We start from the raw sequence: 21,360 nt of genomic DNA, 5'->3' as shown, positions 1-21,360 counted from the left end.
GGTTATATGATATACTATTTTAAGTATGAAAGAGGGCGATAAGATGAGAAAATTAGAAGCAAGTTTAGAAATCTTACGACAAAGTAATATTTTAAAAGAGATCATCATTGAAGGTTCATGGTACTATAAATTGCCAGAAGAACTTCTCGATATTTCTTTAGCCGGTATGACTTACGACTCGAGAAAAGCAACAAAAGATTCTTTGTTTTTTTGCAAGGGTCTAAATTTTAAAGAAGACTACTTGTCAAGTGCCATAAAGCAAGGTGCGAAGGTCTATGTGTCTGACAGGTACTACGAAAAAATATCTGAGGACTGCATTGCCATTATCGTGACTGATATTCGCAAAGCCATGGCGATCATCAGCATGAATTATTATGATTACCCTCAAAATGAATTGAAAATTATTGCTTATACAGGGACTAAAGGGAAGACCACGTCAGCTTATTTTTGTCATTCTATTTTACAACAGGCCACCGGCAATAAAGCCGCACTGTTTTCTACACTGGAGACACATTTGGGCGGTGATCAAACATTTACGTCTGAATTGACGACAGCCGAATCTTTGGATTTGTATCGTATGATGCGTGAAGCGCTCAATAACGGTGTCACCCACTTAGTGATGGAAGTGTCTTCTCAGGCCTATAAGCAGGAGCGTGTTTATGGTTTGACTTATGATATTGGTGTCTTTTTAAATATTTCTCCGGATCATATCAGTCCAATCGAACATCCTGATTTTGATGATTATTTTTATTGCAAACGCCGCTTGTTCCATCATTCCCGACAGATGATCTTAAATATGGACAGTGATTATGCTGATTTTCTGAAAGAAGTCAGCGAATATCATAAAGATGATTTTTGGACCTATTCAGGGATTTCCCAACAAGCAGACGTACATTTTAAAACTTTTGACAGCAAAAGTTTTTCCGTTGAAGATAGTCAGTTGAATTTAGAGGGGACTTATGACATTCAATTGGAGGGTGCCTTTAATCAAAGCAATGCTGTAAGTGCATTGATGGCTTGTTCTCTTATCTTGAACAAACAAACCTCCGTTTTCAAAGAAGCCATCAAAAAAACAACGATTCCCGGCAGAATGGAAAAAATTCAAGTGAAGAATGGTTTCCCGGTTTATATCGATTATGCCCACAATCATTTAAGCTTAGATATGCTTTTGTCCTTTATTGTGGGAGAATACCCAGACAAGACGTTAAGGCTTGTTATTGGAAGCACAGGTGATAAGGCACAGACCCGCCGGTTTAGTTTTGGAGAGGTAATTTCAAAATACATTGATCATGTTTATTTAACTTCTGATGATCCCGGAACAGAGGATCCTTCAGAAATCGCCGCAGTGATTGAAAAATCATTGACAGGTTCCACTCAAAGCCAAACGATTATTGACCGGCAGTCGGCAATCGAGAAGGCATTGGATGATGCTTCTGCTGAAGATGTAGTCATCATTGCCGGCAAAGGTGTAGACTGTTATCAAATCATCGGCACGAAAAAAGTCGATTATCTTGGTGATGTCAATGTGGTCTTGGAGTGGTTGGAAAAAAGGGGGTTTGAGCGTGAGTAAGGAAGTCAAAGAGCGATTTCAACCAATTTTGCTTGGCAGTGATATTAATGTGTATGGAATGGCTCGTTCCTTCTACGAAGAATATGGCATTATTTCCGAAGCTCATGGGGCTGGGGAATTATCTGCAACAAAATACAGCAAGATTGTCCGTGTGCATGCACACGATGGTTTTGACGACCCTCAAAGATTTATCCAAGTCATGAGGGAATTAATGACACAATATAAAAATGACCCGCGCAAGCTTCTGTTGATACCTTGCGGTGATGGTTATACAGAACTAATCGCACAATATAAAGAAGAACTTTCTGAGCGATTTATTTGTCCGACAGTAGATTTAGAAACACAGGCATTATTGTCTAATAAAGTTTCTTTTTATGAGACCTGTGAAAAATACAATCTGCCTTATCCAAAAACGCTGATTATTACGAAACAGCTGGCAGAAGAAAATACTACAGTTTCCTTGCCTTTTGAATTTCCAGTGGCCTTAAAACCTGCTGATAGTGTGGAGTGGCTGGACATTGATTTTGAAGGACGCAAAAAAGCTTTCATCATCGATACTCAAAAAGAATTCGACACAATCATTGAGAAAATTTATCGTGCCGGTTACACTTCGGAAATGATTGCACAGGATTTTATTCCAGGAGATGATTCGCGGATGCGGGTGCTCAATGCTTATGTGGACCAGCATCATAAGGTAAGGATGATGTGTCTGGGACATCCGTTATTAGAAGATCCCACACCAGCATCTGTGGGAAACTATGTTGCAATTATGCCTGATTACAATGAAGAAATTTGTCTGAGGATAAAAGGCTTTTTAGAAAGTATCAATTACACTGGCTATGCTAATTTCGATATGAAGTATGACGCACGGGATGGAGAATATAAATTGTTCGAAATCAACTTGCGTCAAGGACGTAGCAGCTTTTATGTCACATTGGGCGGGTATAATCTTGCAAGGTATATCGTAGAGGATTATGTCCTTGAGAAACCTTTCACTGAAACACTGATCGGCAAAGGAGACAAGTTGTGGATTGGTGTCCCGAAAAAAATTCTCCGTGAATATATTGCAGAAGGTCCGGACAAAGAGAAAGCCATGAACTATTTAAATGAAGGGAAGTATGGTTCAACCGTTTTCTATAAAGAGGACATGTCTATTAAACGCTACCTGCTTGTTCAGCGGATGTTCCAGCAATACCATTCACGTTTCAAGAAATATTTTAGAAAGAAATAGTGGTGCTATGAAAAATTTTTTTACTATCCTAGGCGGAATGGGCACGTTGGCCACAGAAAGCTTTATCCATGTGTTGAACCAACGGACGCCCACAACCTCAGATCAGGATTATTTGAATTATGTATTAGTCAACCATGCGACGGTGCCTGACAGGACAGCTTATTTAATTGGCAAATCAGATAAAAATCCTGCACTGGCCATCAAAGAAGATATCCGCCAGCATAGTCAGCTGGGGCCAGATTTTTTTGTTTTGACGTGCAACACGGCACATAATTTTTATGAAGAACTGGCAGGAGCAACTGATATTCCCATGCTTCATATGCCCCGTTTAGCTGTAGAAGCTGTTCAGAAAAGATTTGGTGATGAAAAGCCTTTACTGAGAGTAGCGCTACTGGCGACCGAAGGAACTATTAATTCCAAGGTATACGAGAAAGAACTGGACAAATATCCTAATCTTGAAACGGTTATCCCAAGCAAAGAAATTCAGACTAAGATTACCAATTTGATTTATCGGGATATTAAAGAGCATGATTTTTTAAATACAGCACTTTATGATGAGATTTTAGAAGAGATGATTGAAGGTCAGAAGTGTGATGTGGCTTTGCTGGGATGTACAGAATTGTCGTTGATGCAAGAGGAAACTAATAATGGACGTTTCCCGGTGGTGGATGCCCAGTCCGAACTGGTAGACGAAACTATCCGCCTTGCTTTGGCCGCCAGAAAATAATAGGCGGTTTTCTGCAAATTGGTTCAGTTGAGATTGCTCAGTTGTATTTGTTTAGTTAAAAAATCTTTTGTCAAACTGTGTTTGCGGAAGCTAAAATGATTCAAAAAATCAAAAATCTGTCTAAGCAATAGGCTTAGGCAGATTTTTTTGTTTCCTCGTCAAATGGTGTTGATGGTATTAAAATGATTAAAACGGAATTGAAATCACCAAGCCCGTAAAGAATTTTTCTACTGCCATCACTAAACACTCTAAAATCAAAAAATATAGACTTGCCTTCCGAATAAGTATAAGATAAAAGAAGAAGTTGCTAAATCAAGGGAGAAAAATATAAGATACGATACGTATCATGATTTTTTGGCAACTCTACGAAAAGTGGCTGGAGTTATTTGTATGTCCCATAAGATAATTGATATGAGAGGTGGCTATCATGAACATTGGCAAAAAGATTAAAGAAGAACGGCAAAAAAAGGGATGGACGCAAGAACATCTTGGCAGTTTATTAAATGTTTCCCGTTCAACCGTTTCTAGCTGGGAGGTAGGAAGAAACGTTCCAGACATAGAAACCATTCTTTTGATCAGTGATTTATATGGCGTTTCTCTTGATAAATTATTGAGGGAGGATAAAGAGATGCTAAAAGATACTATCGGAATGAAGGTCAAGGTGAAAAAAACAGGAGATTATTTTCAGGCCGTTGATGAAGCAGAAAATATCCGTTACTCTATGAAACAGACAACTGCAGCTATACCCACACAAAGAAAATATGTCATTGAAGACAGTCGTAATCAGCAAGTAGGCACTGTTAAAAGAAAACGATACAGTCTCGGAGGATTCGATTTACCTAGACTATTTCTTAAAGTTAATTCTTGGCAGGAAATCTCGATTATTAAAGATATGATACAACTAAAGAGTATCTACAAGATAAAAGGGGAAGGACTAACGCTAGAAGGGAGCTTTTTAGGAGATGAATTTGCCATTTTTAGAAATGGTGAAAAAATTGCAGATGTTTCGGTGACTAAAGAGATAGATTTTTCTTTTGATATTAATATTTTAGACGAACAGTTGGAGCGACTGGTGATTTCTTTTGTTTTCTTAGCAGCTTTAGCTTATGGAGAAGAAAGAAATGTGATTGATTTAAAACAACTATGATTTAACTTTTTGGTTAATCCCATCTTGTTTAGGCAAGATCAACTCTATGCGGTTATGTGCAATTTCATCTGCCAGCATTGACTCGGCCCTAAGGTAAGGGTTTATACTAAAATATGAAGATTTAAAGATGGCGGCTTTATCCGCATAATTATTTCTTCCATATTCTTTTAGGCCAAAGTAAATATTATTATGAGAGGATGAAAGGAATGGCTAGACCGACAACAAAACAAGACTTAATCTCCGCCTCAGATGATAAATACCAAAAAATGACAAAAATGATTTTAGTACTTTCTGAAGAGGAGCAAACCAATGATTTTTCTTTTGATGTTTCTAAAGATAAAGAAGCTCATTGGAAGAGGGACAAAAATATCCGCGACATATTGATTCATTTGCATGAATGGCATAAACTTTTGTTGGAATGGGTTGCCAGCAATACGCAAGGACAAGAAAAACCATTTTTGCTGGAAGGTTACAACTGGAGAACATACGGCGCTATGAACGTTGAGTTTTGGCAGAAATATCAAAAAACGCCTTTTACTGAAGCTATGGCGTTAGTTGTTGAAAGTCACAAAGAAGTCATGGAGCTGCTCGAACAGTTTTCCAATGATCAGTTATTTTCAAAAGGTGTTTATGATTGGGTGGGCGGCAGCACATTAGGCAGTTATTTCGTTTCAACTACAGCCAGTCACTATGATTGGGCGATGAAAAAAATTCGAAGGTATAAAAAGTCTTTAGCATAAATCAGATTTTCGGTAAGCAGATGTACTATTAGTGAGATTGAACAACATTATTATTGTAAAATTGTGAAAAGCATACATTCAGAAGAATTGATACTTCTGAATGTATGCTTTTTTTGTGTGAAATCATGCAGGATTTTCTAAGTTCAGAGTTGTGCCGCACTGATTTTTCAGGATATAAAGAATAAAAAATGAAATGCATCTAACAACTTCACAAATAAAAACGCTTTCAGAAATGAATAGTAACTATTCGATTTTAGAATATTTTCTCAAAAAAATCATATTATGATTTGGGTGGTCAATCATTTAAAAAATTGAAAGGAGGTAAATCGATTGAGTTATCCCAAAATCAGAGTTGACACAGGGAAATTAAGTCAAAATCTTGAATTTATGTCACACAAACTAAACGCATCAGGGCTGTCATTTACCGCAGTAACTAAAGTTTTTTCTGCTCACCCCAAAATGATGGAAGTATTTGAAAAATGTGAAGGTATCGACTATTTTGGCGATTCACGAATCATAAATTTGAAAAGCTATAAACAATCGACAAAAAAGAAAATTTTAATTCGGATTTGCATGCCTAGTGAAGTTGAAGATGTGGTCAAATATGCGGATATCAGCTTTCATTCAGAAATGAAAACGATTAATTTGGTAAATGATGCTGCAAAGAAAATCAATAAAACACATCAGATTCTCCTAATGATAGATCTGGGAGATTTAAGAGAAGGGTTCTATTACGAAAAAGATTTGCTGGATGCAGTAAAACAAATCAATAAATTATCACATATTCAGATTATCGGAATAGGTGTTAATTTAACTTGTTATGGGGCAGTCATTCCAGAGGAAAAAAATTTAGAGAAATTGCTATATTACAAAAATAAAATTGAAGAACTTTTAAATTACAAATTGGAAATGATTTCGGGCGGAAATTCCAGTTCCTTATATTTGATTGATGATAAGACGCAAAACATCCCTGACGGAATCAATAATTTAAGGATTGGAGAGGCACTAGTACTTGGGAAAGAGACAGCTTTTGGAAAAGATGTACCGGGTATGAACCAAGATGTTTTTAAACTGGAAGCAGAGTTGATTGAGGTAAAAGAAAAACCATCTCTTCCCACTGGTAAAATCGGTGTCGATGCCTTTGGACACTCGCCAACTTTTGAAGATAAGGGTGTGATGCTGCGAGGTATTGTTGCTCTAGGCAAACAAGACGTCTCTGAAACAGCTATCTATCCCCAAGATCAAACCATCGTCATATTGGGAGCGAGTTCAGATCATTTGATTTTGGATTTGACCCGCACCAACAGGAATTATCAAGTGGGTGACAAAATAGTTTTTAACTTAGATTACGGCTCTCTTTTAAGTTGTTTTACGAGTCAGTATGTAGCTAAGGAGTTTTATTGTTCATAGATGATGTACACACAACTTATATCAAATTATTTGGTTAATTTTCTTTTACAAATACCAAAAGAAAGGTAGATTTTGATGGCAGAAATTAAAAGTACTTCGGAAGACACATCCAATGTGGAGTTAAAAAGAGGGATGAAATCCCATCATGTGGCTATGCTGAGTGTTGGAGGAACGATAGGGACCGGATTATTTTTGGGAACAGGTTACGTTTTGCAACAGGCAGGTCCAGGCGGATTATTTGTCGCATACGGTTTTGGTGCGGTCATCATGTATTTTATGATGGTCAGCATGGGGGAGATGTTAGTGCAAATGCCTGTTTCTGGGAATGTTCAAGCTTACGCCTCTCAATTTTTAGGGTATGGTGCTGGCTTTACTGTCGGCTGGGTCAAGTGGTTGCAACTGGCAGTCACAGTTCCAACCCAGTTGGTAGCTTCTTCAATCATGATGAAAAATGTTTTTCCTGATGTTCCGGGAATTGTTTGGATTGTCGGATTTGGTTTTTTGCTTTTCGTTTTAAATGCTTCAGAAAGTGATAAATACGGATCAAGTTCTTTTCTGTTCAGTAGTTTAAAAATTATTTTAATTGTGGTATTTATTATCGTCGGATTGGGAATGATTACCGGTTTAATAGGAGATGAACCGGTAGGCTTGTCGAATTTCACCAACGATGGCGGTCTGTTTCCTACGGGCTTCGTTCCTATTTTGATGTCAATGATGACTGCGGTATTTGCTTACAGCGGGGCTGATATGTTTGCCACTGCGGCTGGGGAAAGCGAAAATCCCGGCAGAGATTTGCCGAAAGCTATCAGAACCAGTGTGTTGAGTATTGTTATCAGCTACTTTTTAACGTTGTTTGTTTTGGTTGCCTTACTGCCTTGGAGAGAAGCAGATTTACTAGGAAGTCCTTTTGCCTATGTGTTCAAATCCGCCGGCATCCGTTCCGCCGAAATCATCGTAAACTTGATTATCGTTTCTTCGGCTTTATCGTCTGCCAACGCTCATGCTTATTCAGCAGTCAGAATGCTATGGTCCATGGGGCACTATGAACAGGCACCAAAATTTGTCGGGCATATCAATAAGAGAAGAGTTCCGATGAATGCGTTATTGGTAACGATGGTCTTTGCGTGCTTTGCTGTGGCAGCCAGTTTTATTTCTCCTGATGTGGTTTATCTTTTCCTGACATCGTTTATAGGATCAGCAGAATTAGTTGTCTATGCTATTACCGGTGTCTGTGCAGTGAAGTTTAGAAAATATTTCGTAAACCGAGGCCATTCTTTAGCAGATTTGAAATATAAGATTCCACTGTTTCCATTTATACCTATTGCCTTAGTCATATTATGTATTTTAGTTGCCACTGGAATGGTCTTTGACCCAACCCAGAGGGCATCGTTGACTACTGGCGCACCAGTGTTTATCGGATTGTTTGTAATTTCCAGTTTTTGGGCAAAATATAAAAATAAAGTTGTGGAGCATGATTTGCTGAAAGATAGTCAAAAAGAGTAGAAAAAGAGAGGGGATTCATAAATGAAAAATGTAAAAGTAATCATCTGGGGTATGGGGGCAATGGGCAGCGGAATGGCGGAAGTCTTGATGCAGAAAAAAGGTGTGGATGTGGTTGGCGCCATCGATATCGGCAATAAAGTCGGTAAACCGATTTTCGAAATTTTAGGCAAAGAATTTCCCGGCAATGAAAATATACACATCGGCACCGTGGAAGAAACAATCACTAAAAAAGCTGCCGACGTTGTTTTACTCTGCACAGATTCCTTTACTGCCAAAGCTTTCGATAAAATTAGATTAATCATAGAAAACAAGATGAATGTCATCACCACGGCAGAGGAAATGGCTTACCCAAAGGCTCAAAGTCCCGAACTTGCTGAAAAAATTGATGAATTGGCAAAAGAAAACGGCGTTTCGGTCCTTGGCACGGGAGTGAATCCAGGTCTAATCATGGATACTTTAGTTTTGGTGCTGACCGGTGCTTGCACGGACATCAAACATATCACTTCCCGGCGTGTGAATTCTTTATCTCCATTCGGTCAAGCAGTGATGGAAGAACAGGGTATCGGAATCACAGTGGAAGAGTTTGAAAACGGGAAAAAAGACGGGTCTCTATCAGGCCATGTCGGCTTTCCTGAATCAATTGGTTTGATTGTTGAAGGTCTTGGATGGGAAATTGATGAAATCGAACAAAATATGGAACCAATCGTAACAGATGTTGACAGGAAAGCCCCCCACGGAGAGGCTAAGGCTGGAGAAGTTGCCGGTGTTTCAATGAAAGCATTTGCTAAAAAAGACGGCAAAACAATTATCGAAATGGACCATCCCCAACAAATCGAGCCGGAACAAGTGGGAGTCAACACAGGGGATTACGTGATTATCGAAGGAACACCAAAAGTCAACATGGTCGGTTCTCCCGAGGTTGAAGGGGGTATTGGGACGATAGCAATGTGTGTGAATATGATTCCTCAAACCATCAATGCTCGTCCAGGTTTGGTGACTATGATCGATTTGCCAATTCCGCGGGCCATCTTAGGAGATTTTCGTGACCAAATCCACCCTGATGCAAAAATAGTTAAATAAATCGCGAGAAATAAAGGAGGAAGAAACATGGCAAAAAAAGGAGACTGGGTTAAGATTCATTCGACTATTTTGACCGCCGAACAAAGAGCTCCCCAAGTTCCGGAAGACACAAAAAAAGTTCCCCTGGAGATGTGGGTCAAGGGATATTTGGAAGAAGACAGCGAGCTGAATGAGCTTGTAGCCATTAAGACGGTAACTGGCCGCAAGGAAACAGGCATCCTGGTAGAAGTTTTTCCAACTTACACCCACAGTTTCGGTAATTTTGTTCCGGAGATATTGGAAATCGACAGAATAGTACAAAAAGAACTCTTTGGAGGTGAGTAGCATTGTTAGATAAAAGCTATGAAGCTGTAATGGCGAGAAGAAACAGTATCATGAAAAATTCCATTCAAATCGATTATGATGAATTTGAATCTGAAGGTATTGCTTTTGATTACGAAAAAATGATGGCTGAAGCCGGGTATGGTTTGGACGAAATGGTCCAGATTCAAAGCAAACTTGGTGTTGGCAGCACACCAATCGTCGAGTTGAGTAATTTAACCGCACTCGCTCGGAAATATGCTCCGGCAGGCAAAGGGGCACGGATATTTATTAAAGATGAAGCGGCTAACGCTTCAGGCAGTTTTAAAGACAGACGTGCGACCATCTCCGTTTATCACGCTAAAAAACTTGGCTACAAAGGTGTGGTAACAGCCACATCGGGAAATTACGGTGCAGCTGTGGCAGCCCATGCCGCTAAGCTGGGGTTAAAGTGTATCGTTGTTCAGGAATGCTTTGATTCCAAGGGAGTAGGGCAGCCGGAAATCGTAGAGAAGGCGCGAAAATGTGAAGCTCTTGGTGCCGAGGTCGTACAATTGACAGTGGGACCTGAATTATTTTATAAATTTCTGCTGCTTCTTGAAGAAACCGGGTATTTTAATGCTTCTTTATATACCCCTTTCGGCATCGCTGGAATCGAAACTTTAGGTGCAGAGATCGTCCAACAATTTGATGAAAAGGTGGGCCGTCAGCCTGATGTGGTTGTCGCTACGAATGCTGGAGGAGGCAATCTGACTGGAACGGCACGGGGAATGAGCATGGCCGGAAACACATCGACACAAATCGTAGGTGCCAGCGTAGATTTAAGCGGTTTGCATATGGCTTCTGATACTGATTTCAACCGCAAATCATTTACTACGGGTCACACGGGGTTTGGCGTACCGTTTACTACTGGTCCAGATCGTTCCGACGTTCCAAGATCAGCAGCCCGCCCTCTGCGCTATATGGACCGCTATGTGCTGGTGAAACAAGGGGAAGTCTTCTTTATCACTGAAGCCTTAGCAAATTTGGAAGGGTTGGAAAAAGGGCCTGCAGGAAACACCTCCCTTGCAGCTGCATTTGCTCTTGCACAGGAGATGGATGAAGACCAGTTGATTTTAGTTCAGGAAACTGAATATACTGGTGCCGGAAAAAGCGTTCAACCTCAGTTATCATTTGCAAGGGACAACGGTATTGATGTCAGATTTGGAGACCCTCAGGAGGAGATTGCCGGTAAAAATATCATCTTGCCGTCATCCCCTGCACAAATCAGTGTGAAAGATTTAGACTTGGCTTATCTGAGAAAATCTTTTGTAAAAAATGCCGTCAAGGGAATAGACCGAGAGTTATCCGCTGAAGAATTAGAATTTTTAGCTGAAGAAACAAGAAGCAATGTCTCGCTGGTGAAAAAGATTATTGCAGAGTTGTAGAGAGGGGAAGCGTAAGAATTATGGAAAACATTAAATTTGAAGAAGAAAGAAAACATCTTGCAAATTTAACTGATGAAGAATTGAAAACACGTTTTTGGGAATTGGCTGAAGAAATAGTTGAACCTTTGCTTGAGATGGGAAGGAAATATACTTCTCCGTCAATAGAGCGTTCGATTCTTTTGCGTATGGGTTTCTCATCTGTTGAAGCCGCAAAAATCGTTGAGCTGGTTTTAGCTCAAAATCTAATCGGCAAAGGTGCTGGACATATCGTCTATCGCGTGGCTAAAGAAAATAATCTGGAGATTCGCGAAGCCGGTCTGAAACTCTATGAAGGAGAATTATGGGATCAGGTGAATGACATTTTCAAAGGAGGCAAAAGCGAATGACTGAAAGTATTAAATTAGACAAAAATAAAAAACTTAATATCAATGAGATTTTAGCCGACCTTGAAAATTATCATCCAAGAAGAAAAGAATGGGTTTGGCGGACCCCTGTGCCAAACTATCAAATGCATAAATTCGTATATAAAGACATGGCGGAATCTTTGAAACAATCGGTTCCTTTACCTTCAGCAAAATATTTTAATAATATTGACCCGCAAGGAACGTCTACGATTACGACAGAAATAGCCTCTGGACGTTTTGAAGACGATATCAGGCGTATGCGTATGGCGGCATGGCACGGAGCAGACCATATCATGGTGATACGGACAGCAGGGCAGTCTCATTTTGACGGTCTAATCGAAGGTACACCACAAGGGACCGGGGGCATTCCCATCACTCGTAAACAAGTGCGAGCTCAAAGGAAAGCATTAGATGCCATTGAAGATGAAGTAGGTCGGCCAATTAATTACCATAGCTATGTTTCAGGGATTGCCGGGCCGGAAGTTGCGGTGATGTTTGCCGAGGAAGGCGTCAATGGCGCCCATCAAGATCCCCAGTATAATGTTTTGTACCGTAACATCAATATGATTCGTTCATTTGTAGATGCTTGTGAATCAAAAAAGGTAATGGCTTGGGCAGGAATTGCACAAATTGACGGGGCCCATAATGCCAATGCAACAGCAAGGGAAGCATGGAAAGTGATGCCCGAACTAATCGTTCAGCATGGAATCAACTCCGCATTTTCTTATAAAGTAGGAATGGAGAAATCAAATATTTGTCTGTCTACGGTGCCGCCTACTGCACCGCCTGCACCGTCCATGTATCTGGATTTGCCTTACGCAGTAGCTTTGAGAGAGTTTTTCAGCGACTATCGGATGAGGGCACAGCAAAACACGAAATACATGGAAGCTTCTACTCGGGAAGCAACAGTGACTCACGTGCTCAACTTGTTGATTTCCAAATTGACAAGTGCAGACATTCAATCTACCATCACTCCAGATGAAGGAAGAAACGTGCCATGGCATATTTATAATATCGAAGCGGTGGATACTGCCAAACAAGTCTTTCAGGGACTGGACGGCTTAAATGAAATGCTTGATTTGAAAGAGGATGGACCTCTGAGAGAAAAAGCTAGAGAAATCAAAGAGCGGTCAGTTTTATTTATGGAAGCCATCATTAAAGACGGCGGTTATTTCCAGGCAGTAGAAGATGCGTTTTTTGTAGACTCGGGTAATTTCCCTGAACGTAATGAGGACGGCATTTCCAGAAAAATCAACGGGGGCGTGGGAGAAGGAACAGTTTACGAGCGTGATGAGGATTACATGGCGCCGGTAACTGCCCATTTTGGTTACAATAATGTCGAGCAGTACGACCCAAGCGCTAAAGAAGACCCTGCAAAATTAATTAACGGCTCTACTCTCGAGAAACCGGAAAAAATCATTTTCATTGACGAGTTGGATGAAAATGATAATGTCAATATCCGTTTGGAAGAAACAAAGGACATGCGTGAGAAAGGCTTAATCGTTCCAGAAGCAGAATGGCAAGGAGACGGAATCATCCTGCTGACAATGATGATTCCTGAATCAGCACGGGTGGCAGAGTTTGCCGCTTTAGAAATGGCTGAAAAGATGGGACTGACAGATGCAGAAGTCATCAATAAAGAAGTCATGCAATACGCTGAAGGCACACGAATCGAACTCAAAGGACGGGTGCCATTTACCATCGATAAAAATGATTTAATCATCCCTGAAGAGCCTGTAATCATGTCTGATGACGAGATTCGTGAAGACATCAAGCGCAAGAAAATGGTCTTAGTAGCGGGGACAGTGGGTGAAGATGAACATTCAGTGGGACTTCGTGAAATCATTGATATCAAGCATGGAGGCATCGAGAAATACGGTATCGAAGTCCACTATCTCGGAACAAGTGTGCCTGTTGAAAAAATCGTGGATGCTGCCATCGAATTAAATGCTGACGGCATCTTGGCTTCAACGATCATCAGTCATGACGATATTCATTATAAAAACATGAAAAGAATCAATGACTTGGCAGTGGAAAAAGGAGTACGCCACAAGTTGATGATTATGGCAGGAGGCACACAAGTAGTGCCTGAAATCGCAACCGGAAAATACAATATGGATGCTGCCTTTGGCCGGGGCAGCAACGGTCAGCAAGTAGCCACTGCGTTAGTTGAGAAAAGAAGAAACATGGAAAGAGAAGATGCTTAATGAAAGTGGATGTACTGGTAGCTGAAATTGGTTCAACAACAACAGTTGTCAATGCTTTTCATCACATTCATTCAGAAAATCCTCAGTTTATCGGTCAAGGGCAGGCTGCGACCAGTGTGGAAGCAGGAGATGTTAGAATTGGTCTGCAAAATAGTATCAATGATTTAAAAAATATTCTAGGTGTCAAAGATTTGCATTACGATGAGATGTTTGCCACTTCCAGTGCTGCCGGCGGATTGAAAATGACTGTCCATGGTTTAGTTTTTGATATGACTGCGAGAGCTGCAAAAGAAGCAGCTCTCGGAGCAGGGGCAATTGTCCGTTTTGTGACCGCAGGAAAACTGCGTCGGACAGACTTAAAAAAAATCCAGGAAATCAATCCTAATATTATTTTACTGGCTGGCGGTGTGGACTATGGGGAAAGAGAGACCGCCCTGGATAACGGGGAAAAAATTTTAGAGTTAAATTTGAAAATACCCGTGATTTACGCAGGGAATATTGAAAACGATGAAGAAATAAAGCTGATTTTTGAAGGAAGCCAACAAGAATTGTTTGTCGTGGAGAATGTTTTCCCTAAAATTGACGAACTAAATGTGGAACCTACAAGAAAAGTGATTCAAAAAGTTTTTGAAAGCCACATTGTCCACGCGCCAGGTATGAGCCATGTTTACGATCTGGTAAATGAGACCATCACACCGACCCCTGCATCGGTCATGAATATGTGCAAACTGATTTACGAGAGAATCGGCGACGTTCTGGTAATTGATGTGGGCGGGGCAACAACCGATGTCCACTCCGTTACCGAAGGCAATGAAGCTATTTCACGGATACAAGTAGCACCGGAACCGGTGGCCAAACGGACCGTTGAGGGTGATTTAGGGATGTACGTCAACAGTCAGAATGTGATTGACATTGTAGGAAAAGAGGTTTTGGAAAAAGAAGGGTTCGATGTGGACACCATCTTGGGCAACTATCAATTTATCCCCCGGACAGAGGAAGAAAAAAGATTTATTCTAAGATTGACGGAAGCAGCGACCTTAACAGCTGTTTATAGACATGCAGGAAAGTTGCGTCATGTTTATGGCCCAAGCGGCAGAGCAACCTTGGCTCAAGGCAAGGACTTGACAAGGATACAATATATTATTGGCACAGGAGGCGCACTGACTCAATTGGCAGATGGTAAAAAGATTTTAGAAAAAATCGTACAAAAAGAAAAAACCAAGGATATGCTGCTCCCGGCTGGTGATGTAACGATTTTATTGGATCGGCAATATATTTTGGCTTCTCTCGGTGTATTGGCATATAAATATAAAGCTGCTGCTTTAAAACTTTTGGAAAGCTCATTGGATATGTCTTTGCCCACAAAAATTGCTTCTTCCGATGAGTGATTCCATTTTTGAATTCCTCTTTAGATTCGTCCATTGATATGTATTAAATGGCATGCTTGTTCCTGAGAATAGGACACCAATCTTAAACAGTCTGACGGAAGCATCAGTATTTTATCGTTTATCAAAAAATTAAAAGAAGTGATTCAAATCATCAGCATTGATTTTGTGATAGTCAATCTTGATTGGATACTAGGGCCAACAAACCGACGGACAGACAATGAGGATTTTGGAAGAATGATTGAAATGAGGTCAGGCGAAAAATTTAAACAACAATCTAAACAGTGGTTTAGACTGTTGTTTATTTTTTCCAAGTCAAATCACGGAGAACAGGTTGATTTTTTTTGAATCGGTAACAGATAGCGTTGAAAGCCTGGGTGATATATTTATTATCCAGACGATTGGCATTCATCACGATATGGATAGGTTCGCTTCGAGTCAATGGTTTTAGTACTTTGATTTCTCCCGATTCAATATATTTACTCAATCTTCCTGTCCTGACGATACCTATCATTTTTTCATTTAAAATAGCTTCCTGAACAACTTCATCGCTGCTGCAGTCGATAAGTGTCGGGGTTGTAACATTTTTTAAGAAAAAACTGTCATAAGAATATTTTTCGGTTTTATCGATAACAATAGGGTATTTTTCCAGATAGTGTTCTAAATCAATAGATTCCTTAAAAAGTTCGGAAGAAATACAAAGGGCTGTTGCTTCAGAACCGATTTTTTCATAAAGCAAATCTGATGAGACGATATTGCCGGAAACGATACCTAAATCGATTTCATTTCGTATGATACGTTGGACGACTGTTTCATTGTTTGTCCCATCTAACTGGAAAGAGGCAGTGGGAAATTTTGCCGCCACCGATTTGAGGACAGGCAGAAAATAATGAAACAGATAGTAATCATGTCCTTGGATACGCATTTTATATTTTTCTCCATGTTCAGGCCGAATTTTCTTTAAAAGATTGACCTCTCTTAAAATATTGGTCGAATGTTTCAAAAGTTCTTCGCCTGCCAAAGTGAGAAGATATCTGCCGTCTTTTTTTTCCAACAGTGTGGTGCCTATTTCAGTTTCAAGACTTTGGATATGTTTTGAAATCGTAGGTTGGGAATAGTTTAGTTTTTGGGCAGCTTTAGTCATATTTAATTCTTGAGCAACTACTTGAAACGTTTGCAATGTTCTGATTTCCAAAATCAAATCACCTCCTAATGGTTTGAGTTCGCTTTTAGTACCAACGTAAATATATCATTTAATCCAAAATAAATACAGTTATTTAACGGATTAAAATAACTAAACTTAATTTACCTTCATCTGTTTTTAACTAAAAATAAAATCATTACGTTTTAATAAATAGCCATGATATAAACGTTTGTTTGGCGGATGTATTTATTAATAAAAACACAACATTAACAATAAGGTTTTTATAAATAACATAATTATAGTTTAATTAACGTAGATAACAATAACGTCTTTTGTAATCTTGCATAAAAATTTAAACAGGAGAGATGACTATGAAATTATATACAAAGGGTGGAGACAAAGGTAAGACCTCCATCATCGGTGGGGAAAGAGTTTTAAAAAATAATCCGCGTGTCAAAGCTTACGGAACAGTAGATGAAGCCAATTCTTTTATCGGCTCAGCAATTAGCTCAATGTCCCAATCAGAAATGCCGGATTTATTCGAAGAATTGTCAGCCATTCAACACTATTTATTTGATGCCGGTACTGATTTGGCGACACCCGCTGCGGCAGAAACATACCGCTTGTCAAAAGAAAGCGTGGAGTGGTTAGAAGAAAAAATTGATTTTTATACTGAAAAACTGCCGCCAATCGAAAAGTTTATTATCCCTGGGGGACATCCTTTGAGTTCCCAACTTCACATTTGCCGAACTACTATTAGGCGGGCAGAACGGGAAACTGTGGCTATTTTGGCAGAAGAAAAAATCAATGAAGATGCTTTGAGATTTTTAAATCGTTCGTCAGATTTTTTCTTTGTTGCCGCCCGTTACGTCAACCATTTTTACGGGAAACAAGACATTTTTTATGAGCGGGGCGGAAAAGTTTTCCGCAATTAACACTTTTCGATAGGGGACTTGCCACAGAAGAATTAAAATAAAAAAAACACTTGAAACTGTGGGAAGCAGTGATTGCTTCCGCAATTTCAAGTGTTTCATTATTAAAAGATATACTTTCACATAAACACGTTTCTAAGTATAAAATAAAATCGAAAAGTACATCAGTCCTGCACCTAAAAGTACAAAGAAATGCCAGACTACATGCATAAATTTAAGCCGCTTCAAACTATAAAAAATTGCGCCGATCGTGTATGCAACACCGCCGCCTGCAAGAAGCAAAATCCCTCCTGTGCCGAGACCATCTAATAATGGCTTGAAAGCAATCAGACAAATCCAACCCATCAGGATGTATAAGACAACGTCGGCCTTTCCCTTTTTCTTTAGAAAAATCGATTTATAAACGATGCCTGCAATGGCAAGTGCCCAAACTAAGCCTAAGAGTACCCAGCCAAGTGCCCCTCCAATAATCGTGAGACAATAGGGGGTGTAGCTTCCGGCAATCAATAGGTAGATGGAACTGTGATCGAACACTTGAAAAACATTTTTTGCTTTTGTAAAAATCAGGCTGTGATACAACGTGGATGCCAAAAACAACAGGATAAGGGTGGAACCATAAATTGCATAGGATACCACATGGATAGCAGAGCCCATTTTAGCTCCTTTGATTAATAATATGATCAGTCCGGCAATACTCAAGCCGGCGCCGATGCCGTGCGTCACTGCATTGAAGACTTCATTAACGATGTTGTATTTTCTTGAAAAGTTTACTTGCTGCATCGTATCCCTGCTTTCTAAGTTTATTTTAAGTGAAAAAGAGCATTATATCTGTTATAATTACTAGGAAAGTTTCCTTGTATATCATTTTACATGAAAATATTGATTTTATAAAGGATGGACTGATGAAATGTCAAAAGTAAAAATTGTTACAGATTCAAGTGCTAAATTTGAACCTGGGGTTGCCCAGGCCTTAGGAGTAGAAATTATTTCTTTGTCTATCATGGTAGATGATGTGATTTACAAAGATACAGCCATTGACGGGGCTGAATACATGAAAATGATGGCTGCTGCCTCCGCACTGCCTAAAACCAGCCAACCGCCAATAGGAGAGTTTGTTGAGGTCTATGACCGGTTGGGAGCAGATGGGTCTGAAATCATTTCTCTTCACCTGACTGGGTTATTAAGCGGCACGGTGGAAGCTGCCAGACAAGCCAGCCAGATTTCCAAAAGCAAAGTGACGGTGATTGATAGTCATTTCACTGATCAATCTTTGGCATTTTTAGTTGAAACTGCAGCTGAGCTCGCCAATGAAGGGGCCGATGCCGAAACCATTTTGGCAGCTATCGAAAAAGGACAAAAAAATTCCCTGCTCTATATCGGAGTGGCAAATTTAAACAATTTAGTTAAAGGGGGACGCATCAGCCGGGCGACTGGTGTCCTTTCAAATGTCTTCAATATCCGTGTGGTCATGCAACTGCTGGATACTGGTCTGGAAACCATGAGTAAAGGTCGGGGAAATAAGGCTTTTAACCGCTGGTTCGATGAATTGAAGAAAGATAAACTCAGCAAATTAAGTAATGTGAAAAAAATAGGCATCTCTCATGCAGCTGGACTGGAAACAGCGTTGAAATTTAAAAATGAGTTGCAAGAGATGTTTCCCAATGTGCATATTCCAGTGTTGGATACTTCGCCAATCGTTGCCACCCATACTGGAGAAGGGGCATTTGCCATCATGCTTTACTTAGAATAACAATAAAGGCAGATCATTGGTTTGATCTGTTTTTTTATCCGAAGAAAGGAGAGGAATCAATGAAAATTTTTAAACGGAATGCGGTTTCCCTGGCATTTTTCTTTATCAGTTTGATTGTGAGTATGTTTATATTTTTGAAAGTTTTTCCAGCCGAAAAAGATTTAATGGCAACCTTAGAGCCACCGGAAAAACAAACTGATGCGGTTTTTTTAGTGGCCATCGGTGATTCCTTGACCGAGGGAGTGGGGGATTCAACAGAGTCTGGCGGATTTGTGCCATTGCTGGCTGACATGTTGGGCGAGGAAGCTAAACTAAATTTGGTAGAAACAGAGAATTATGGCAAGTCCGGCGACCGTAGCGACCAAATTATCAAACGCATTAAAAAAAGCAAGAATATTCAGGAAGATTTGGCAAGGGCTGACTTCATCACACTAACAGTGGGGGGCAATGATTTGATGAAAGTCATCAAATCGGATTTGTTTAGCGACATTAATTTTGAAACTTTTAATAAACCCAAAGAAAAGTATCAGAAAAATCTGGAAAAGTTATTGACTTTGATTAGAGAGTATAACAAAACTGCCCCAATTTATCAGTTAGGGGTGTATAATCCCTTCTATTTGAGTTTTAGTCAAATTACTGAAATGCAGGAAATCGTTGATTTATGGAATCTGACGGCAGAGGAAAATGCTGAAGCTTTTGATAATGTATTTTTTGTACCAATCAATGAAAACATTTATAGCGGAATGAATACAGCTAGCGAAGATTCCGAGGAAGGTGTCAATAATTTATTGTCGGATGCAGACAACTTTCATCCGAATAATTTAGGCTATCAAATCATTGCAAACGAGTTTAAATTTAAATTGATGAGTACAACTAAACTCTGGCTGGAAGAATAGGTGGAATAACATGGAAGAGAAACAATCTAAAGAGATAAAAAATTCGGCGGACTTGAAAAAGTCTTCCCAAAAGATAAAAGGCCACTCTAAGAAACACAACATTTGGCAATATGCTTTTCTCACTTTGCTTGGCATCATTCTGGCATTTTTCATATTTATTGGCGTACGGGTGACAGGTACGAGAGAAGTTGAATTTAAAAAGGCACAAGAACAGCTGGTCTTGCCAGATGATCCCAGCTTTCAAATTTCAACCAATAAAGCTCAGCTGAATAAAGTTATCAGTTTTTATTTGAATGATTTCCTGAAAGATTCTGGTGTTCAATACACCTTTTACTTGGAGAATCAGGCATTGCTGAATGGAACGTTTAAAGTGTTAGGCTATCCCATGGAGTTCTTTTTATACTTTGAACCCTATGTGATGCAGGACGGTAATATCCAGCTGAAAGCTAAAAATGTTTCTATCGGCGCCCTTGGTCTACCTGTGAAACAAGTCATGAATCAAGTGGCAGGATTTCATATGCCTGATTGGGTGGAAATCGTTCCTGAAAAAGAGCATATCATCCTGCATTTAGATCAGCTTGTCATTGAAAACAACATTCATTTAAGGGCAGACCGGATAAATTTAGTGGATGATGACATACGCATGAGTGTTTATTTAGATTTAGGTACTGGCAATAATACTAAAGAGGAGGAATAGCAATGTCGCAAACAGCAGTATTTGCTGGCGGATGTTTTTGGTGCATGGTGCACCCCTTTGATACACAGCCGGGCATTATTTCAGTTATCTCCGGTTATACTGGAGGGCATGTAGAAAATCCAACTTATGAGGAAGTGTGTTCCGGTTTGACCGGACATACAGAAGCGGTTGAAATCACCTATGACCCAGATGTAATTTCTTACGGGGAATTAGTGGAAATATATTGGCAGCAGACCGACCCGACGGATGCTTTTGGTCAATTTCAAGACCGAGGCGACAGCTATCGGCCGGTGATTTATTACCAAAATGAAGAGGAAAAATCAATAGCAGAAAAAAGTCGGGAGAAATTACAACTCAGCGGCCGATTTGACCGACCTATTGTCACGACAATTGAACCACGGGTAGCTTTTTATCCTGCCGAAGAATACCATCAGGATTTTTACCGGAAAAGTCCTGTCAGATATCGGGCATCCAGCGGTTTGAGAGAAAAATTTATTGAGGAAAAATGGAAACATGAAAAATAAAAGTTTTTATCAGTTCAGCCAAACAAAGCGTCACCCAAAAATGCCAGACGCTCTAGCACTCTTGGCAGAAGCAATTTATCAAGACTCCCAGTTTCCCAAGTTCTCTACAGAATACAATGAAATCAGCGGTTATTTAGAGGATAGCGTGAATTATGTGGAGAGTATGGATCACTTTGATACATTGTGGCAGCAATACGAAGAAAATTCATGATGTTTTGTGACAGTCAGCGATTGATTGTCTGATTTTTAACTAGGTATTATTTAAGAATCGACGCTTTTAAAAACC

21 protein-coding genes are annotated in these 21,360 nt (G+C 39.8%); 19 read left to right on the top strand and 2 right to left on the bottom strand.

Annotated features, from left to right (window positions below; genetic code table 11):
• Nucleotides 1-43 precede the first annotated feature (43 nt).
• The 13 genes from murE to AC4PHI_RS07355 all read left to right on the top strand — a co-directional run bounded on the left by murE (nucleotide 44) and on the right by AC4PHI_RS07355 (nucleotide 15,134).
• Nucleotides 44-1,570 carry a UDP-N-acetylmuramyl-tripeptide synthetase gene (murE, locus tag AC4PHI_RS07415; RefSeq protein WP_492199283.1) on the top strand — a complete coding sequence of 509 codons (1,527 nt, stop codon included), beginning with the start codon at nucleotides 44-46 and terminating at the stop codon, nucleotides 1,568-1,570.
• Nucleotides 1,524-2,801, top strand: coding sequence for a carboxylate--amine ligase (locus AC4PHI_RS07410; RefSeq protein WP_492199282.1), 1,278 nt, complete (start codon nucleotides 1,524-1,526; stop codon nucleotides 2,799-2,801). The genes murE and AC4PHI_RS07410 overlap by 47 nt, the downstream gene beginning before the upstream one ends.
• A gap of 7 nt (nucleotides 2,802-2,808) precedes the next feature.
• Nucleotides 2,809-3,528 (top strand): aspartate/glutamate racemase family protein, encoded by a 720-nt coding sequence (locus AC4PHI_RS07405; RefSeq protein WP_492199281.1) that lies wholly within the window; start codon nucleotides 2,809-2,811, stop codon nucleotides 3,526-3,528.
• A gap of 427 nt (nucleotides 3,529-3,955) precedes the next feature.
• Nucleotides 3,956-4,675 carry an LURP-one-related family protein gene (locus AC4PHI_RS07400; protein ID WP_492199280.1) on the top strand — a complete coding sequence of 240 codons (720 nt, stop codon included), beginning with the start codon at nucleotides 3,956-3,958 and terminating at the stop codon, nucleotides 4,673-4,675.
• A 206-nt stretch (nucleotides 4,676-4,881) separates the two neighbouring features.
• Nucleotides 4,882-5,415 (top strand): ClbS/DfsB family four-helix bundle protein, encoded by a 534-nt coding sequence (locus AC4PHI_RS07395; protein ID WP_492199279.1) that lies wholly within the window; start codon nucleotides 4,882-4,884, stop codon nucleotides 5,413-5,415.
• Between the two features lie 330 nt (nucleotides 5,416-5,745).
• Entirely contained in the window at nucleotides 5,746-6,825 is a 1,080-nt protein-coding gene (gene orr / locus AC4PHI_RS07390; RefSeq protein WP_492199278.1) for an ornithine racemase Orr, read from the top strand.
• A gap of 75 nt (nucleotides 6,826-6,900) precedes the next feature.
• Nucleotides 6,901-8,328 (top strand): amino acid permease, encoded by a 1,428-nt coding sequence (locus AC4PHI_RS07385; RefSeq protein ID WP_492199277.1) that lies wholly within the window; start codon nucleotides 6,901-6,903, stop codon nucleotides 8,326-8,328.
• Nucleotides 8,329-8,349: 21 nt separating this feature from the next.
• A complete protein-coding gene (gene ord, locus AC4PHI_RS07380) occupies nucleotides 8,350-9,408 on the top strand; it encodes a 2,4-diaminopentanoate dehydrogenase (RefSeq protein ID WP_492199276.1) in 1,059 nt (352 codons plus the stop codon).
• 27 nt (nucleotides 9,409-9,435) lie between these two features.
• Nucleotides 9,436-9,732: a 2-amino-4-oxopentanoate thiolase subunit OrtA gene (gene ortA, locus AC4PHI_RS07375; RefSeq protein ID WP_492199275.1), complete on the top strand. Its 297-nt coding sequence runs from the start codon at nucleotides 9,436-9,438 to the stop codon at nucleotides 9,730-9,732.
• Nucleotides 9,733-9,734: 2 nt separating this feature from the next.
• Nucleotides 9,735-11,135 carry a 2-amino-4-oxopentanoate thiolase subunit OrtB gene (ortB, locus tag AC4PHI_RS07370; protein ID WP_492199274.1) on the top strand — a complete coding sequence of 467 codons (1,401 nt, stop codon included), beginning with the start codon at nucleotides 9,735-9,737 and terminating at the stop codon, nucleotides 11,133-11,135.
• Nucleotides 11,136-11,155: 20 nt separating this feature from the next.
• Nucleotides 11,156-11,521, top strand: a complete 366-nt coding sequence (locus AC4PHI_RS07365; protein WP_492199273.1) for an ornithine aminomutase subunit alpha — start codon at nucleotides 11,156-11,158, stop codon at nucleotides 11,519-11,521.
• Nucleotides 11,518-13,746 (top strand): D-ornithine 4,5-aminomutase subunit OraE, encoded by a 2,229-nt coding sequence (oraE, locus tag AC4PHI_RS07360; RefSeq protein WP_492199272.1) that lies wholly within the window; start codon nucleotides 11,518-11,520, stop codon nucleotides 13,744-13,746. The genes AC4PHI_RS07365 and oraE overlap by 4 nt, the downstream gene beginning before the upstream one ends.
• Nucleotides 13,746-15,134 carry a GlmL-related ornithine degradation protein gene (locus AC4PHI_RS07355; RefSeq protein ID WP_492199271.1) on the top strand — a complete coding sequence of 463 codons (1,389 nt, stop codon included), beginning with the start codon at nucleotides 13,746-13,748 and terminating at the stop codon, nucleotides 15,132-15,134. The genes oraE and AC4PHI_RS07355 overlap by 1 nt, the downstream gene beginning before the upstream one ends.
• A 298-nt stretch (nucleotides 15,135-15,432) precedes the next feature.
• On the opposite strand, the gene AC4PHI_RS07350 is transcribed toward AC4PHI_RS07355, so the two are convergent.
• Nucleotides 15,433-16,326, bottom strand: a complete 894-nt coding sequence (locus tag AC4PHI_RS07350; RefSeq protein WP_492199270.1) for a LysR family transcriptional regulator — start codon at nucleotides 16,324-16,326, stop codon at nucleotides 15,433-15,435.
• A gap of 320 nt (nucleotides 16,327-16,646) precedes the next feature.
• On the opposite strand from AC4PHI_RS07350, the gene AC4PHI_RS07345 reads away from it, so the two are divergent.
• Entirely contained in the window at nucleotides 16,647-17,210 is a 564-nt protein-coding gene (locus AC4PHI_RS07345; protein WP_492199269.1) for a cob(I)yrinic acid a,c-diamide adenosyltransferase, read from the top strand.
• A 132-nt stretch (nucleotides 17,211-17,342) separates the two neighbouring features.
• Here the strand turns inward: AC4PHI_RS07345 and trhA are convergent, their stop codons facing one another.
• A complete protein-coding gene (trhA, locus tag AC4PHI_RS07340; RefSeq protein WP_492199268.1) occupies nucleotides 17,343-17,987 on the bottom strand; it encodes a PAQR family membrane homeostasis protein TrhA in 645 nt (214 codons plus the stop codon).
• Nucleotides 17,988-18,114: 127 nt separating this feature from the next.
• Here trhA and AC4PHI_RS07335 point away from each other — a divergent pair, with 127 nt between their 5' ends.
• Genes AC4PHI_RS07335 through AC4PHI_RS07315 form a run of 5 tightly spaced genes read left to right on the top strand, consistent with a single transcriptional unit; the run spans nucleotide 18,115 to nucleotide 21,285 of the window.
• A complete protein-coding gene (locus AC4PHI_RS07335; RefSeq protein ID WP_492199267.1) occupies nucleotides 18,115-18,957 on the top strand; it encodes a DegV family protein in 843 nt (280 codons plus the stop codon).
• A 59-nt stretch (nucleotides 18,958-19,016) separates the two neighbouring features.
• Entirely contained in the window at nucleotides 19,017-19,853 is an 837-nt protein-coding gene (locus tag AC4PHI_RS07330; RefSeq protein ID WP_492199266.1) for an SGNH/GDSL hydrolase family protein, read from the top strand.
• A gap of 10 nt (nucleotides 19,854-19,863) precedes the next feature.
• The gene (locus AC4PHI_RS07325) at nucleotides 19,864-20,550 is read left to right on the top strand and encodes a YpmS family protein (RefSeq protein ID WP_492199265.1); all 687 of its coding nucleotides are present in this window, start codon (nucleotides 19,864-19,866) and stop codon (nucleotides 20,548-20,550) included.
• A gap of 2 nt (nucleotides 20,551-20,552) precedes the next feature.
• On the top strand, nucleotides 20,553-21,074 hold the full coding sequence (msrA, locus tag AC4PHI_RS07320; RefSeq protein WP_492199264.1) for a peptide-methionine (S)-S-oxide reductase MsrA: 522 nt from the start codon (nucleotides 20,553-20,555) through the stop codon (nucleotides 21,072-21,074).
• Nucleotides 21,064-21,285 carry a YozE family protein gene (locus AC4PHI_RS07315; RefSeq protein ID WP_492199263.1) on the top strand — a complete coding sequence of 74 codons (222 nt, stop codon included), beginning with the start codon at nucleotides 21,064-21,066 and terminating at the stop codon, nucleotides 21,283-21,285. Before msrA ends, AC4PHI_RS07315 begins: the two co-directional genes overlap by 11 nt.
• The last annotated feature ends 75 nt before the right edge of the window (nucleotides 21,286-21,360 follow it).

It is taken from the genome of Vagococcus sp. QWL-13 (assembly GCF_058683555.1).
The sequence above is the reverse complement of the archived record's forward strand: the minus strand, read 5'-3'. Positions and strand labels throughout refer to the sequence as shown.